The sequence below is a fragment of the Buchnera aphidicola (Cinara curtihirsuta) genome, assembly GCF_900698895.1.
GTDB lineage: Bacteria > Pseudomonadota > Gammaproteobacteria > Enterobacterales > Enterobacteriaceae > Buchnera_F > Buchnera_F aphidicola_AX.
This window is the reverse complement of sequence record NZ_LR217700.1, coordinates 33,588-50,757: the sequence shown is the minus strand read 5'-3', so window position 1 is coordinate 50,757 and position 17,170 is coordinate 33,588. Positions and strand designations below refer to the sequence as shown.

Genomic DNA, 17,170 nt, shown 5'->3' with positions numbered 1-17,170 from the left:
ATAACTATGATATAATACTTAATTTATTAAGAATTATATTTTAAAAAAAATATTTTTAATTATATAAAAAATTTAAGTATATTAATTATATTTATAATATAAAAATTATATTATATAATATAAGATATTAAAATAGGAAAAATATTATGAAAATAAATCGTATACAAAAAAAAATTATAAAGTTCGCAGAACCTATAAAAATAAAAAATGAAAAGAAAAATAAAAAATTTATTAAAATATTCAAAAATATATTAAAAAAACCAGTTTATATTAAAAATAATATACAAAAAAAAAATAATAAAATTATCTCTAAAAAAAAAGTAAGTATCAAAGAAATAGAACTTAAAAAAAAACAAATAAATATATTAATACAAATTAATAATAAAATAATAAAAACATATGAAGAAATAATGAATATGCCGGTTTAATTTTATTTAAAAAAATAATTAATCATACTTATTAAAATATTTTATTAAAAAAATTGTAAATATAATTTATATTATTTAAAATATTTTTTATGTATTATATGTTTAATATCATTAAATATAATAAACATGTTATTATATTTATAATTATTTGATATATAAACATATAATTTTTTTTAAAAATATTATTTTTAATATTTATTATATTTATTTATATAATAATAAAAATTATTATTTATCTATAAATATATATTTATTTCTCTAATATTTTTAATTCTATATATTTTATTAAATTTTTTATTCTAGATAAAAATTTATTCTTTCCAATATATAAAATTATAGAAGAAATATTAGGTGTATCTTTTTTACCTGCAATACTGATTCTAATTAAAACTGCTATATCTTTAAAACATACTTTAAACTTTAGTATAGATTTGTTTATTAATAAAAGAATATTTGATATACTCCATTGGGTTAATAAAAAAAATTTTTTATATAAAAATTTTAATATCTTTAAATTAAAAATACTACAATACACATGAATATCAAGTATTTTTGATAAATTAATATCTTTATAAAAATAACGATAGGATAAAGCAAATTCATGCAAAGTTTTATGATGACATAAAAAATCCTTTATTAAACCTTTCATATCAATATTTTTATCTAAAAAAATTTTTTTTATTTGAGTATACATAATAAAATATTGATATACTTTTTCAAAAGGAAGATTATTTAAATGATAGTGATTTAACCATAAAAGCTTTTTATCATTTACAATACTAGGAGATTTACTAAGAGATTGTAAATTAAATAAATTTTTCATTTCATTAATCGTAAAGATCTCTTTATCTTTATAAGACCATCCTAATCTTAAAACATAATTTAATATCGCTTCTGGTATGAAACCTTTATGAATATAATTACTAACACTCATTACATGATTTCTTTTAGATAATTTTTTTCCTTCAGAATCCAAAATCATTGATACATGGGCATAAACCGGAATTCTTGCATTTAAAGCATTTAATAAATTAATTTGTCTAGGAGTGTTATTAATATGATCTTCACCTCTAATAATATGTGTTATATTCATTTTCCAGTCATCAACAACCACACAAAAATTGTATGTTGGCATACCATTAGATCTCTGAATAATTAAATCGTCTAATTCTTTATTAGAAATACATATTTCTCCTCGAATCATATCTGTAAATTTAACTAATCCAGAAGTAGGATTTTTAAATCGAACAACATACGGAATATTAAATTTTTTAATACAAGAATTTTTATATCTACATTTTCTATCATATTTTGGTTTTTGTTTATTTAAAATTTGATTTTTTCTTAATTTATTTAATCGATCCTGTGAACAATAACATTTATATGCAATATTATTTTTTAACATAGATGATATTATATCTTTATATATCTTTAATCGATTACTTTGATAAAAAGGCTCTTTATCCCAAAATAAACCCAGGTAATTTAAAACATATAAAATGTCTTTAATAGAATTATCATTTACTCTTTTTATATCAGTATCTTCAATACGCAGAATAAATGTTCCGTTATTTTTACGCGCAAACAGCCATGAATATAAAGCAGTTCGTAAACCACCAATATGTAATAGTCCGGTTGGACTAGGAGAAAATCTAGTTTTAATTTTCATAAATATACTCAAGTTTAATAATAATAATTACTATAAATATTCACAACAATAAATATATTCTAATAATTGTATATTTTTTAACCAAATAAACAAATATATGTAAAATATATATTGACTCATAATATATCTGCTTTACAATATATAATAGAAAAAGGGTGATTAGCTCAGTTGGTAGAGCTTCTCCTTTACACGGAGAGGGCCGGCGGTTCAAGTCCGTCATCACCCATAAATAAATATTAGGGTCGTTAGCTCAGTTGGTAGAGCAGTTGACTTTTAATCAATTGGTCGCAGGTTCAAATCCTGCACGACCCAAAAAAATATTTAATTAATTATCTATTTTATTTAGATATAAAAAAAATATTCAATATTTGAATTAAATTTAAAATAATTTTTTTATTGTTTTTTTTTTGTATAAATTTAATTATAGAATTTGCAATATTTGTACCAATACCTTTTATTTTTAATAATGTCAAATAATCTGTATATAAAAATTTTTCAATAGACATAAAATAATTAGATAAAAGTCTAGAAATAGAATTTCCTACATATAAAATTCCTAAAGAACAAATAAATTTATCTAAACTAACATTTTTAGAAAAATTAATATTTTCAATAATTTTATTAGATAATTTTTTACCTAATCCAGATATTTTCTGTAAATAATTAATATTTAAATTAAAAAAATCTACTGGAGTATTTAAGTAACCGTAATTTACTAATTTAACAATATTTTTTGGACCAAGTCCTTTAATTTTCAAACAATTTTTTGAAGAAAAATAAATTAATTTTTTTAAATTTTGATCTGGACATAAAAAATCATTAGGACAAAAATAAGAAACTAAATTTGTAGAATATAATAATTTAGTCCCACAAGATAAACAGTTAAGTGGAAAAATAATTTTTTTAATTGATTTATCCCTTTTACTTATTATAACTTTTCTAATTTTAGGGATAACTTCTCCAGCGCGGTATACAAGAATAAAATCATTAATATGTAAATCTAATTTTTTAATTATTCCAATATTATGTAAGGATGCTTTACTAATAGTAACTCCCCCAATATTTATAGGTATAAAATGAGCAATAGGGGTAATAACTCCTGTTCGACCAATTTGAAAAGATACACCTGTAATTCTTGTTTCTACATCAAAAGAAGGAAATTTTAAAGCAATAGACCAACGAGGATACTTTTCTACATAACCTAATTTTTCCTGTAAAAAAATAGAATCGACTTTTACAACAATTCCGTCTATTTCAAAATTTAATTTGGATCTACGAATATTAACTATATTATAAAAATTGATAATTTTATTAATACAGCCAGATAACAAAAAATCTTTATTTAATGGAAAACCCCATTCTTTTATTTTTATTAATCGTTCATAATGACTATTAATCTTTTTTTTATAATGAAATAACCCATAACCATAAACAAAAAACATCAATTTTCTTTGCTTAGTAATTTTATAATCTAATTGACGCAAAGAACCAGCAGCAGCATTACGAGGATTAGAAAATATTTTCTTATTACTAGAAATTCTAGATTTATTTAAAATAAAAAAATCAGATTTTGTCATAAAAACTTCTCCACGTATTTCTATTTTTTTAGGAAAATCATTTCCCTTTATTTCCTTTGGTATAGAAGAAATTGTAAAAACATTTTTAGTAATATCTTCTCCTATTTTGCCGTCTCCACGTGTAGAAGCTGATACTAACAAGCCATTTTCATAAAATAAATTAACAGCTAATCCATCAAATTTAAAATCACAATAATATTTAATGTTATCTGTATTTTTTAAGTATTTTTTTATTTTTTTATCAAAATAAATTATATCAGAAATATCATTAGTACTATTTAATGATAACATTGGAGTTTTGTGAATATATTCAGAAAAAACATATAATTTTTTTCCACCGATTTGATTTAAAAGACGATCTGATATATCAAATGATTTTTTTTGCCCGTATTCTTTTTCTAATTTAATTAATTGAATACATAATTCATCATATATAGAATCTGATATTATAGGAGAATCTAAAGTATAATACATATAATTATGATATCTTAATTGTAAACGTAATTCTATAATTTTATCATAAATTGATTTAATCATATATACACCATAAAATAAAAAAACTAATAAATAAATTATAAATATTATATATATTAATATTATTTTAATAAATAAATATATAATATTATTTATACTATAAAATAGTATTTCTTATATAGAAGATAACTTCTATATATAAAAATTATACATAAAAAATTTTTTTATTAAAAAAAATAAAATTTATTTTATTAATAAAAATTAATTTAAATATATATTCAACATAACTACATATACATATATTTATTTAAAAATGAAAAATAAAAAATATATTTTTTCACCAATATCTGGATTTATTCAAAATATTAATGAAACAAAAGATTCATTAAACTATAAAAAAAAAATAATAATTCATTCAAATAAAAAAATAATTGTTTCTCCTTGCGATGGAATAATAAAAAACTATTTTCCTAAAAAAAAGAATTTTATAATTCAATCTTATCCTAATTTAAATATATATGTAAAAAATAAATATATTTTTCATAAACAAAAACTAGATAATTTTATTTCTATAATAAAAAAAACTAGAAAAATATGTTCTGGAGAAACTATTTTTGTAATAAATGATTTAAAAAAACATAATAAATCTATATATACTCAAACAATAATTGAAATCTTATGTAATAAAAAAATGCATAAAATAAAAAATTCTTTATATAAAGTAAAAGCCGGTGTAACTATATTAACGTATATATAATAAAATTTATATTTATATAAAAAATATATTATTTATTTCTCCAAACATTTAATGCTTTTACTCTTAATCGATATAATTCATTTTTAATTTCAATACCTTGAAATAAATTTTTATTTATAAAAGAATCAATAGATATATTTTTAATAATAGAAAACATAGATTTTAATAATTTACCCAGTGTCATATTTTTATTTAAATTTTTTAAATCATTTTTATAATAAAAATTTAAATATATTAATTTATTTAATCTATCTGGCTTTCTCCACACATCAATAATATTAAAAAAATTAACAATTAATTCAGAACTTTGTAATTCTATTATTTGTAAAAAATTGTGAAAACCACACAGAAAAATTGCAATTTTTTGAGTTTCTTTTGGAACTTTCAGTCTTTCACATAAACTTTTAACTAATAAAACAGGTTTTTTATAAAAAAAATAATTTTTTGTATTAAATCTCGAAATAGAATATATTTGACTAATAAATTGTAAAAAATAAGCAAATCTTATGTCTAAGTTATTTGTAATTTTAGAAATACGTGATAGTTCAAAAAAACTATAGCGTAAGAAATTCTTTTGATTTATAAAAAAATGACATAAAAGAGATTTTTTATAAAAAAAATTAATTTCTGGAAATAAATAAATTAATGCATTACAACTATGTAATACCTGAAAATAAATATGAGGGTTAGGAGAACATAAACCTTTTTTAGTTTCGCTCCAAACTCTTTCAGGTGTTAAATATAACAATTCTTTCCGCATACACATTAATTTCATTAAAAATAAAGTTTTTTTTGCAATATAAAAACCTAAATGAGATAATGTAGCAGCAAAACGAGCAACTCGTAATACCCTTAAAGGATCTTCTTGAAAAGAAGATGAGACATGCCTTAAAACTCTTTGTTTAAGATCTCTTTTTCCATTAAAAAAATCAATAATATTTCCATAATTATCTTGTGCCATTGCATTGATAGTTAAATCACGTCTAATTAAATCATCTTTTAATGTGATATCAGGAGAAAAATTAAATAAAAAACCTGAATACCCAAATCCATGTTTTCTTTCAGTTCTAGCTAAAGCATACTCTTCATGTGTTTTAGGATGTATAAAAACCGGAAAATCTCGTCCCACTTGTTGATATTTTTTTTTTAACATTTTTTCTGGAGTAGAACCAACTACTAACCAATCACGATCATGAACAGGAAAACCTAACAAACGATCTCTAACAGATCCACCAACTAAATAAATTTTCAATAAAATATCCAAATAAAAGTATAATAAAAAAAATAATAAAAAAATTATTTTTAAAAATTTACTAAAAATTAATAAAAAATATTTAATATTTAGCAGAATAAACAAAAAATAATTTGATTTATATAAAAATAAATATTATTAAAATAATATATTAATTACTAAAATTTGTCTGTTATATTGTAATAATAATTAAATTAATCAATTTTATCATTAATTAATAAATCTGGGAATACTCTAATAGAGTTATGGCAAGAATATATATTAGAATTATATTTTAAAAATCCTACATACGCAATCATAGCTGCATTATCTGTACAAAAAATTTTTTTAGGAAAAAAACATTTTCCTTGATTAGATTCAACTAAATTTTTTAATTTTTTTCTTAATAAATGATTAGAACTAACTCCCCCACATACTAATAAATTTTTCAAATTAGTTTTTTGAATAGCAAGTTTACATTTTACTACTAACGTATCCACAATTGCTTCTTCAAAAGACTTAGCAATATTAAATCTTTCTTGAAGTAAATTAGGATTATTTAAAATAATATTTTTTACATGTGTTTTTAAGCCAGAAAAACTAAAATTTAAATTAGAATATTTAGTCATAGGACGAGGAAAAAAATATTTTCCAGACTGACCATGTTTTGCTAAATCAGATAATTTTTTACCACCTGGATATCCTAATCCTAATAATTTTGCTATATAATCAAAAACATTTCCAACTGAATCATCTAAAGTTTCACCTAAAATAGTATATTGACCAAATTTATGAGAGCTAATTAACTGAGTATTAGCCCCTGAAACTAATAATGCTAAAAAAGGAAAAATATTATTTGTATGGTTTAACATAACAGATAATAAATGACCTTCTAAATGATTAACTGAAATAGAGGGAATATTAAGAGATAAAGATAAAGATAAAGCAATCGTTGAACCAACTAAAAGAGACCCTGAAAAACCAGGACCAATAGTGTATGCAATTGCATCAAAAATATTTTTCTTAGTAATAAAATTTTTATCAGTAAAATGTTGAGAAAAAATTTTTTTAATTAAAAAAATTAACTGATTCAAATGAGATCTTGCAGCTAACTCAGGTACTATACCGCTAAATTCAGCATGAACTTTATTTTGATTAAGTGTAGAGTGAAAAACTAATCCTATCTTTTGATCATAAATAGCAACTGAAGTATCATCACATGATGTTTCTATTCCCAATATTCGCATAATTATCCTAAAATTTTTTATAACTAAAATTTGTTAAAATATAAATTATCTATCTAAAAATCTATATTATATATTATGATATAATATATATTATAAAAATAAATATTATTCCGTATATATTCTATTTATGAAATAATAAAATTTATATAAAAAATTATACTCTATTAATTTTTACTGTGCTAATATTCATTTAGAAGTAAATAAATAAATTTATAGGAATTATTATGCCGATGATCAAAATAAGAGAAAATGAACCTTTTGATGTTGCATTAAGAAGATTTAAAAGATCTTGCGAAAAAGCAGGAATACTCTCTGAAACACGCCGAAGAGAATTTTATGAAAAACCTACAACAGAAAAAAAAAGAGCAAAAGCTTCAGCAATAAAAAGATTAGCAAAAAAATTAGCAAGAGAAAATGCTAAACGTACTCGAATGTACTAATAAAAAACATTATTATATTCTAAAATATTGAGACCGTTAATTATATATAATAACGGTCAAAAATCAAAAATAAATATATGATAATCAAAAAAAAAACAAAAAAAATTCCACAAAAATTTATTTATGAATTAGTAGAAAAAACAGATATTATTGAATTAATTAATAAATATGTTACATTAAAAAAATCAGGAGATAATTATAAAACTTTGTGTCCTTTTCATAATGAAAAAACACCTTCTTTTATTGTAAATCAAAATAAACAATTTTTTTATTGTTTTGGTTGTGGAATACACGGAAATGTAATAGATTTTTTAATGCAATATGAAAAATTAGATTTTTTAAGTAGTATTATGGAATTAACTACATTAAATGGAATGAATATTCCATATATAAATAATAATTATACACTTAACAAAAAGTATTCTTATAAACAAAAAATATATTTAGTTTTAAAAAAAATATCAGAAATATATACAAATAATTTATTTATTTTACCAAATACAGCATATATATATCTTATAAAGCGCGGTATTAATCAAAAAACAATGAAAAAATTTTCATTAGGTTTTGCAACATCCAATAATTATCAAATTACTAGTTATATTCAAAAAAAATACACAAATAAATCAATTATTAAAGATTGCGGTTTAATCCTTCAAAATACAAAAAAAACAAAATATGATCGATTTAAAGAAAGAATTATTTTTCCTATAAAAAACAAATATGGACAAATTCAAGGATTTGGAGGAAGAGTTTTAAAAAAAAATATTAAACCTAAATATTTAAATTCTCCAGAAACAATTACATTTCATAAAAAAAAAAATCTTTATGGAATATATGAATTAAATTTATATAATCCAAAACCTAAAAAAATATTAGTAGTAGAAGGATATCTAGATGTTATTTCACTAAATCAATTTAATATAAATTATTCAATTGCTTTACTAGGAAGTATAATTACAAAATATCAAATACAAATACTATTTAAAATCAGCAAAAACATTATTTTTTGTTTCGATGGAGATAACGCCGGTCGTAAAGCAAACTGGTTTTCATTAAAATTATCATTATCATTTTTAGATGATAACTGTACAATAAATTTTCTATTACTACCAAAAAACGAAGATCCAAGTAGTTTGATTGTTAAAGAAGGAAAAAAAAAATTCGAAAAAAGAATCCAAAAATCTGAAACATTATATTCTTTTTTTTTTAGAAAAATTTCTGATAAAATGAATTTAAGTTGTATCAATGATTGTATAAAATTAAGTTTATTAACTATTCCATTAATTAAAAAAATTCCAAGTAAAATAATAAGAATTCATTTACGAACAATGCTCGGAAATAAAATAGGAATATTAGATACATATCAACTAAATAAATTAATTTCTATACCAATAAAAAAAATTTATAAAAAAAATATTATACCAATTAAAATTACTACAATGAGATTATTAATTAGTTTAATTATTCAAAATCCAAAATTAGCAAAAAAAATAAAAAAAATAGAGAAAATTAAACAATTAAATATAATTGGAAAAAATATTCTTATTAATTTAATAAAAATAATTATTAAAAACAAAATCTTTAAAACTGGTCATTTATTAGAATTTTATAGACATACTAAATTAGAAAAAATTTTTCAATATTTAAGCACATGGGATCATATGATTATAAAAAATAAAATATATTCTTTAACTAAAGAATTATTTAATAATCTTTTAATACAAGATTTAGAATATAAATATAATAAATTAATTACTTTAGAACGAAAAAAAGGCCTTAATAATGAAGAAAAAAATAAATTGTGGAAAATAAATAAAAAAATAATTAAAATTAAAAATAAAAGATATTCATTTTAATAAATATTAAAAAATATTTAATTTCATTAAATAATTTATACTATAAGGTGAACCATAGTTTATTTATACACAATATATATTTATATATACAAAAAAACAGTACAATTAAATAAATTTTATATATAAATAAATATATATATTTTTTTATTAAAATAAACTAATAAATATAAACGGATATCGTCTTATGAAAAAAAAACCAAAATCACAATTAAAATTACTTGTTTCACATGGAAAAGAACAAGGATACCTAACATATTCAGAAGTACATGATCATCTTCCAGATGAAATTATTGACTCAGACCAAATAAAAAATATCATACAAATGATAAAAGATTTAGGAATTCAAGTTGTAGAAGAAGCCAGAGAAATAGATAAACTAATTATTAATGAAACATCCGCAGATACTGATGAAGATACAGTAGAAGCAGCTGCTCAGGTTTTATCTAATGTTGAAACAGATATTGGTCGTACAACAGATCCTGTTAGGATGTATATGAGAGAAATGGGAACTGTAGAACTTCTTACTAGAGAAGGCGAAATAAATATTGCTAAACGCATTGAAGAAGGAATAAATCAAGTACAGTGCACCGTTTCTGAATATCCCGATGCTATTCTATATTTATTAAAACAATACAATCGAGTTGAATCAGGAGATATTAGATTATCAGAATTAATTACGGGATTTGTAGATCCAAACACAGAAACAAATTTATCTCATCCTTCTGAAGAAATATTAAATAAAATAATAAAAAATACTTCAAAAAAACACTTAAATATTGAACAAACAGAAGAACCGGAAGATGTCTATAATCCTATAGATCCAAATTTAGCTAAAAAAAAATTTTTACAATTAAAAAAACAATATAATATTACTAATAATACTATAAAAATAAAAAAAAGAAACCATAAAGATTCTATACATGCTATACATGAACTATCTGAAATATTTAAACAATTTCGATTAGCTCCTAAACAATTTAATTATTTAGTAAAAAATATGAGAAAAATGATTCAAAAAATCAGATTCCAAGAAAGAAAAATAATGAAATTATGTATAGAAACCTGTAAAATACCTAAAAAAAATTTCATACAATTATTTAAAGGAAAAGAAACAAATTTTACATGGTATAATATTGCTACAAATAAAAAAAAAACATGGTCTTCTAAATTAGATTTAGTAAAAAGAGATATAAATAATAGTGTTAAAAAGTTACTAATTATTGAAAAAAAAACCGGTTTAACTATTACACAAGTAAAAGATATTAATAAACGTATATTGTTAGGAGAAGAAAAAGCAAAAAGAGCAAAAAAAGAAATGGTTGAAGCAAATTTAAGATTAGTAATCTCTATAGCTAAAAAATATACTAATAGAGGATTACAATTTCTAGATCTAATTCAAGAAGGTAACATTGGATTAATGAAAGCTGTTGATAAATTTGAATATCGACGAGGATATAAATTTTCTACCTATGCAACATGGTGGATACGTCAAGCAATTACTAGATCTATAGCAGATCAAGCAAGAACTATTCGTATTCCAGTACATATGATTGAAACAATTAATAAATTAAACAGAATTTCTAGACAAATGCTACAAGAAATTGGAAGAGAACCAACACCAGAAGAACTATCTGAAAAAATGTTAATTCCAGAAGAAAAAATTAGAAAAGTATTAAAAATTGCTAAAGAACCTATCTCTATGGAGACTCCAGTAGGAGAAGATGATGATGCTCATTTAGGTGACTTTATTGAAGATACAAATCTAGAATTACCTTTAGAATCGGCTACTTCGGAAAGTTTAAAAGCAATTACAAATGATGTTTTATCGGGTTTAACAGAAAGAGAAGCAAAAGTACTAAGAATGAGATTCGGAATTGATATGAATACCGATCACACCTTAGAAGAAGTTGGAAAACAATTTGATGTAACACGTGAAAGAATACGTCAAATTGAAGCTAAAGCATTAAGAAAATTAAGACATCCTAGTAGATCAGAAATATTAAAAAGTTTTTTAGACAATTCCTAATCTAGTATTAATATCTAATTAGATAGATATTTTAAAAAATAATTTTTCTATAAAATTTTTATATAAAAAATATACTCAAAAATAAATAATATTATATCTTTAATATTATTTAACGTTTAATAGTGCCATATTACAACTTATATACAAAAAAATATAATTTTTCATATTTTTTTTAAAATATTTATACAATAAAAATTATATTATTTTCTAATAAAAAACATATATATTTTATTAAATTTAAAAAAATAATTATAAAAAATTTATAAAATATAAATATCTGTTAAAAATATTAATATAATAAAAAATTATTATAATTGTATAATTATACAAATTTACGTTTATAAAAAACAAATATAAAAAATAATTTTTATTAAAAAATAACCATACTATTTATATTACATTAAATATATATTTATTTATATAATTTTTTTAATGTCACGCGATATAAAGAATATCGCGTGATTTACAAAATATTTTTATTATATTATATCGTACCATATAAAAATACATTTTATTTTTCAAGACTTAGTAAACGCTTCTCTATATTAGCTAAAGCCATTTTAGTTTGTATTTTAGAAACTCCACCAATAGAATTCTTTTTTTCTAAACAAGATTCTAATGTTAAGTATTGATATATATCCTTCTCAATTATTGAACAATATTTTTTTAAAAATAATAAATCTAATTCTTCAAGATGCTTATTTTGATGAATAGCTTCTATAACAATTTTTCCCGAAATATAATGAGCATCTCTAAAAGATATTCCTTTACTAACTAAGTAATCTGCTAATTCTGTGGCATTACTATAACCTTCTTGAGCGGTTTGTTTACAACGTAAATTATTTAATTTCATATTATTCAATACTAAACTACTCATTTTTAAACAATCTTCCCAAATATCTAAACCTTGAAATAAATATTTTTTATCTTCTTGAAAATCTTTATTATAAGATAAAGGTAACCCTTTCAATAAAGTAAATATAGATATTAAAGAACCATATACTCCACTACACTTTCCTCTTATTAACTCTAAAATATCTGGATTTTTTTTTTGAGGCATTAATGAAGATCCAGAAGTTATTTCATCAGATAATTCAATAAAATTAGCTTCTCCTGAATTATAAAATATTAAATCTTCAGAAAAACGAGATAAATGCATCATACTAATAGATGCTGTAGATAAAATCTCTAAAATAAAATCTCTATCAGAAACACTATCTAAAGCATTAGTAGTACAATTTGAAAAACCCATAATATCAGCTAATTTTTTTCTATTAATATTCAATGAAGTACCTGATATGGCTCCAGATCCTAAAGGAGACAAATCTAAGCGTTTAACTGTATCTATCATTCGCAATCGATCTCTTTCAAACATATCAATGTATGCTAAACACCAATACGAAAATGTAATTGGTTGCGCTCTTTGTAAATGTGTATAACCTGGAATAATAGTATTTTGTTGTAAGGTAGCATGATTAAAAAAATTACGTTGTAATTTAATAATTTCTTTCAAAATACGATTTGATTTTCTTTTACACCATAATTTTAAGTTAGTAGCAATTTGATCATTACGGCTTCTACCTGTATATAATTTTTTTCCTAATTTTCCAATTTTTTTTACTAAAGTTGATTCTATCCAACTATGAATATCTTCAGAATCTGAAGACAAGATTTCATTAATATTATATATATACTTTTTTAAAATCCATTTTAAAGTTTTTTCAATTAATTTTTGTTCATTATTAGTTAAAATTTTACTATCTAACAACATTTTTGACCAAGCTATAGAAGATTTAACATCATCTTTTATTAATCTATAATCCGTATTTAAAGAGTTATTAAATCTTTTAAATTGTATATTGGATACTTTCTTAAATCTACCACCCCAAAGAGACATATTTTTACCTCAAAAAATACAAAAAACATATCAAATATTATTTTTGACGATTTAATGAACGAATGCGTGATGATAATGAAAATAAACGAATAAAACCTTGAGCATCTAATTGACTGTATACGGAATCTTTACTAAAAGTAGCATATTCTTGTGAATATAACGTATTTAATGATTTCTTTTGTAAAATATTAACTGAGCCTTTATATAATTCTACTACTACTTCACCCGAAATACTATTTGATAATATTTCTGAAGACTGTTGAAGCGATTTTCTTATTGGAGTAAACCATTTTCCATCATATATTATTAACGACATATCTAATGCAATTTTATTTCTCCAATACATACTATCTCTATCTAATATTAATTGTTCTAAACCTCTTAAAGCGTGATATATAATAGTCCCACCAGGAGTTTCATAACAACCTCTTGATTTTATACCAACAAGACGATTTTCTATAATATCAACGCGACCAATAGCATGTGTACTTCCTAAATTATTCAGTTTATTTAAACATTCATAAGCACTTAAACGTTTATGGTTTACTCCTACTACACAACCTTTTTTAATTTGCAAATGTATTTTTTCAGACTTATTAGGAGCATCATGAGGGCTTTTAGTCCATACCCAACAATCATTATTTGGAGCATTCCAAGTGTTTTCTAAAATTCCACCTTCGGTAGAAACATGAAAAATATTTTCATCTCTACTATAAATCTTTTTCTGAGTTACTGTAGTATTAATATTTTTTTGGCGTAAATATTCTAATAACTCTTCTCTAGATTTAAATTTCCATTCTCTCCACGGAGCTATTACTATTAAAGAAGAATCTAAAGCAGCATATGCTGATTCAAAACGTACTTGATCATTTCCTTTTCCTGTTGCTCCATGACTTACACCAATTGCCTTAATTTTATGAGCATAATCTACTTGAGATTTAGCAATTAATGGCCTTGCAATTGCTGTTCCTAATAAATATTGTCCTTCATATATTGCTCCAATTTTCAACATAGGAAATACATATTTATTTACAAAATCATTTCTTAAATCAGCAACATAACAATCTGAGGCTCCAGACATAATTGCTTTTTCTTTAATATTTTCTAAATCTAAACTAGATTGTCCAATATTTGCAACAAAAGCAACAACATTAAATTTATAATTATCTTTTATCCAAGGTATAATAGCTGAAGTATCTAAACCACCTGAATACGCTAAAACGATTGTATTTTTTATACTTCTATTTTTCATATTGTTTATAAACCTATTTTATTCTATAATTTTAGTGCCGATAGATTTTCCTGTAAACACATCTAATAAATCATTTAAATTATGCCAACTAGCTATTTCAACTGGTTTTTTTAAAATTTTTGATACTACTAATGCAGATTTTATTTTAGTAATCATTCCATTGGTTATTGAACCTGAATCAAGTAAATTATTTATTTCTCTATAAGAAATTTCTTTAATACGCTGACCTTTACCATCTAAAACAGCATTTACGTCTGTTAATATAATTAAATGTCCATTTAATATAATCGTTAATATCATTGCTACTATGTCTGAATTAATATTAAAAATATTACCTTCTAAATCTAAACCAGAAGAACAAATAAAAGGAATAATGTTTTTTTCTAAAAACATTTGAATAATTTTTATATATTCTAATATTTCTTTTTTATTTTTTTTTAAAAAAAAATTAATCTCTTTTATAGAAACGGGATTTAAAATTAATTCATTAAAAAAATCTGTTAACAACAAACTTTGTCCTGTAATTTTGTATCTTTTTGACCAAGCTAACAGGCGTATATTAACAATGTTAGGTAAAATAGAAAATAATATATTCTTAGTATTTAATTTTTCAATTGAACAAAAATTATTTTTTGAAGAAGAAAAATTAAATTTTTGAAAAATATTTCTACTAAATAAACAACTTCCGTTAACTAATATTATTCCTCTTTTTTTTAAATTATAAAAAACATGTATCGCTTTAAATAAACGTTTTATAGCATTATTATTATTCAATAATATACCACCTATTTTTACTACTAAAGGACCTTTCATTATTAAAAACCTTATATTAAATATTTAATTATTAATTTATATAAAATATATAATATAAATAATAATTCAAATAAAAATTTAAATATATCTTTAATATAAAAATATTTTATTTATAAAATATATAAAAATTTATTTGATTAAAATAAATGAATTTTATATTGAATAAAACGTTGTAAATAATTTTACTAATTATATAAAATAAAATAACTATAAATTATTTATATTAACTAATATTTATTAAAATAATTAAATCAAGCCTAATTTATAAAAAATTCTTAAACTCAAATCAGATTGATTTAATGTATATAAATGAAAACTTTTAATACCTTCGCGATATAAACTAACTATTAAATCTACAGCAATACTTACACTTAAATCAGTACATTTATCTTTATCATCAGAATATTTATAAAAAAAATCTAAGATCCACCGAGGAACATAAATGTTTGTCATATTAACAAATTTTTTTAATTGATTAATGTTTAATATAGGTAATATTCCAGGTATTAAATCAATTTTTAAATCCATCATTAAACAATTATCACGAAATTTTAAAAATTTATTAATACTAAAAAAAAACTGTGTAATAGCTGCAGTAGCACCTAAATCTACTTTATTTTTTAAATTAATTAAATCTTCTTTTAAACTACGAGATTCAGGGTGTAATTCAGGATATGCTGCAACTAATATTTTAAAATCATTTACAGATTTTAATAATTTAATTAAATCAACTGCATATATTACTTTTTTAGAATAATTAAAAGGCAAATCACCTCTTAAAGCAATAATATTTTTAATTCCGTGACTCCAATATTTATGTGCAATATCTTTTATTAAAGATTCATTTAATCCTATAGTGATAAAATGAGCAAATAATTTTGCATCAGTTAAAGGAAACATTTTTTTTAAAACAAAAAAAGTTTTATCATATTTATCTATATTTATACTATTTGTTACTGAAAAAAATTCTGGATTACATTTATTTAACATTTTAACTGAATGAAATAACTTATTTTCTAAAAAAATATTTTTAGGAGGAAATACCTCAAAAGAAATTTTAATCTTATTTTTTAAGTTAACTGGTTCGTCGTTATATTTTTTTTTTCTATCTTTAAAAATAGTTATCATATCTATATCCTAATTACTATTATTAATATTTAAATTATTAAAATTAAAAATAATATATAAAGTAATATTATATTTTATAAATAAATACCTACTAAATATAAATTTTTTTATTTAAAAATATTAACTTTATTAAATTAATCTAAATATTTATTTATATCTATAAATAAATAAAAAAAACTATTTAATTTTTAACTTTATTTTAAAAAATAAGTATATAAAATATTATAAATAATATAGTTATAAAAATATTAAACATTTATAAAAATAAAATCATATATAAAAAAAATAACAAATAAAAACTAAAATAGAAAATTTTTATTATTTAAAAATTTTTTTAAATTAGTATAACATTTATTAAATTAATAAAGTACT

At 20.8% G+C, this 17,170-nt stretch carries 13 protein-coding genes and 2 tRNA genes; 7 read left to right on the top strand and 8 right to left on the bottom strand.

Annotated features, from left to right (window positions below):
- Positions 1–146: 146 nt before the first annotated feature.
- Positions 147–428, top strand: coding sequence for a flagellar hook-basal body complex protein FliE (locus tag BUCICURT3053_RS00220; RefSeq protein WP_154061027.1), 282 nt, complete (start codon positions 147–149; stop codon positions 426–428).
- Positions 429–678: 250 nt separating this feature from the next.
- On the opposite strand, the gene gltX is transcribed toward BUCICURT3053_RS00220, so the two are convergent.
- Complete coding sequence (gene gltX / locus BUCICURT3053_RS00215) at positions 679–2,097, bottom strand: glutamate--tRNA ligase (RefSeq protein ID WP_154061026.1); 1,419 nt, start codon at positions 2,095–2,097, stop codon at positions 679–681.
- A gap of 153 nt (positions 2,098–2,250) precedes the next feature.
- Between gltX and BUCICURT3053_RS00210 the strand changes: the two genes are divergently transcribed.
- Together BUCICURT3053_RS00210 and BUCICURT3053_RS00205 are read left to right on the top strand one after the other, a co-directional pair.
- Positions 2,251–2,323: transfer RNA gene (locus tag BUCICURT3053_RS00210), tRNA-Val, on the top strand.
- A gap of 13 nt (positions 2,324–2,336) precedes the next feature.
- Positions 2,337–2,409, top strand: a tRNA-Lys gene (locus tag BUCICURT3053_RS00205).
- A 26-nt stretch (positions 2,410–2,435) separates the two neighbouring features.
- On the opposite strand, the gene ligA is transcribed toward BUCICURT3053_RS00205, so the two are convergent.
- Entirely contained in the window at positions 2,436–4,211 is a 1,776-nt protein-coding gene (gene ligA / locus BUCICURT3053_RS00200) for an NAD-dependent DNA ligase LigA (RefSeq protein ID WP_232037235.1), read from the bottom strand.
- A gap of 250 nt (positions 4,212–4,461) precedes the next feature.
- On the opposite strand from ligA, the gene BUCICURT3053_RS00195 reads away from it, so the two are divergent.
- Positions 4,462–4,905, top strand: a complete 444-nt coding sequence (locus BUCICURT3053_RS00195) for a PTS glucose transporter subunit IIA (protein ID WP_154061025.1) — start codon at positions 4,462–4,464, stop codon at positions 4,903–4,905.
- A 28-nt stretch (positions 4,906–4,933) separates the two neighbouring features.
- On the opposite strand, the gene BUCICURT3053_RS00190 is transcribed toward BUCICURT3053_RS00195, so the two are convergent.
- Both BUCICURT3053_RS00190 and tsaD read right to left on the bottom strand, forming a co-directional pair.
- A complete protein-coding gene (locus BUCICURT3053_RS00190) occupies positions 4,934–6,157 on the bottom strand; it encodes a CCA-adding protein (protein WP_154061024.1) in 1,224 nt (407 codons plus the stop codon).
- A 194-nt stretch (positions 6,158–6,351) separates the two neighbouring features.
- Entirely contained in the window at positions 6,352–7,383 is a 1,032-nt protein-coding gene (gene tsaD, locus BUCICURT3053_RS00185) for a tRNA (adenosine(37)-N6)-threonylcarbamoyltransferase complex transferase subunit TsaD (RefSeq protein WP_154061023.1), read from the bottom strand.
- 224 nt (positions 7,384–7,607) lie between these two features.
- On the opposite strand from tsaD, the gene rpsU reads away from it, so the two are divergent.
- The 3 genes from rpsU (at position 7,608) to rpoD (ending at position 11,708) form a co-directional block, all read left to right on the top strand.
- Entirely contained in the window at positions 7,608–7,823 is a 216-nt protein-coding gene (gene rpsU / locus BUCICURT3053_RS00180) for a 30S ribosomal protein S21 (RefSeq protein ID WP_154061022.1), read from the top strand.
- Positions 7,824–7,900: 77 nt separating this feature from the next.
- Positions 7,901–9,682 (top strand): DNA primase, encoded by a 1,782-nt coding sequence (dnaG, locus tag BUCICURT3053_RS00175; protein ID WP_232037234.1) that lies wholly within the window; start codon positions 7,901–7,903, stop codon positions 9,680–9,682.
- Positions 9,683–9,866: 184 nt separating this feature from the next.
- The gene (gene rpoD, locus BUCICURT3053_RS00170) at positions 9,867–11,708 is read left to right on the top strand and encodes an RNA polymerase sigma factor RpoD (RefSeq protein WP_154061021.1); all 1,842 of its coding nucleotides are present in this window, start codon (positions 9,867–9,869) and stop codon (positions 11,706–11,708) included.
- A gap of 511 nt (positions 11,709–12,219) precedes the next feature.
- Here rpoD and argH read toward each other — a convergent pair.
- The 4 genes from argH to BUCICURT3053_RS00150 all read right to left on the bottom strand — a co-directional run bounded on the left by argH (position 12,220) and on the right by BUCICURT3053_RS00150 (position 16,798).
- Entirely contained in the window at positions 12,220–13,605 is a 1,386-nt protein-coding gene (argH, locus tag BUCICURT3053_RS00165) for an argininosuccinate lyase (protein WP_154061020.1), read from the bottom strand.
- 37 nt (positions 13,606–13,642) lie between these two features.
- Positions 13,643–14,857, bottom strand: coding sequence for an argininosuccinate synthase (locus BUCICURT3053_RS00160; protein WP_154061019.1), 1,215 nt, complete (start codon positions 14,855–14,857; stop codon positions 13,643–13,645).
- 18 nt (positions 14,858–14,875) lie between these two features.
- Positions 14,876–15,670, bottom strand: coding sequence for a hypothetical protein (locus BUCICURT3053_RS00155; RefSeq protein WP_154061018.1), 795 nt, complete (start codon positions 15,668–15,670; stop codon positions 14,876–14,878).
- Positions 15,671–15,916: 246 nt separating this feature from the next.
- Positions 15,917–16,798, bottom strand: a complete 882-nt coding sequence (locus BUCICURT3053_RS00150) for a methylenetetrahydrofolate reductase (protein WP_154061017.1) — start codon at positions 16,796–16,798, stop codon at positions 15,917–15,919.
- Between the last annotated feature and the right edge of the window lie 372 nt (positions 16,799–17,170).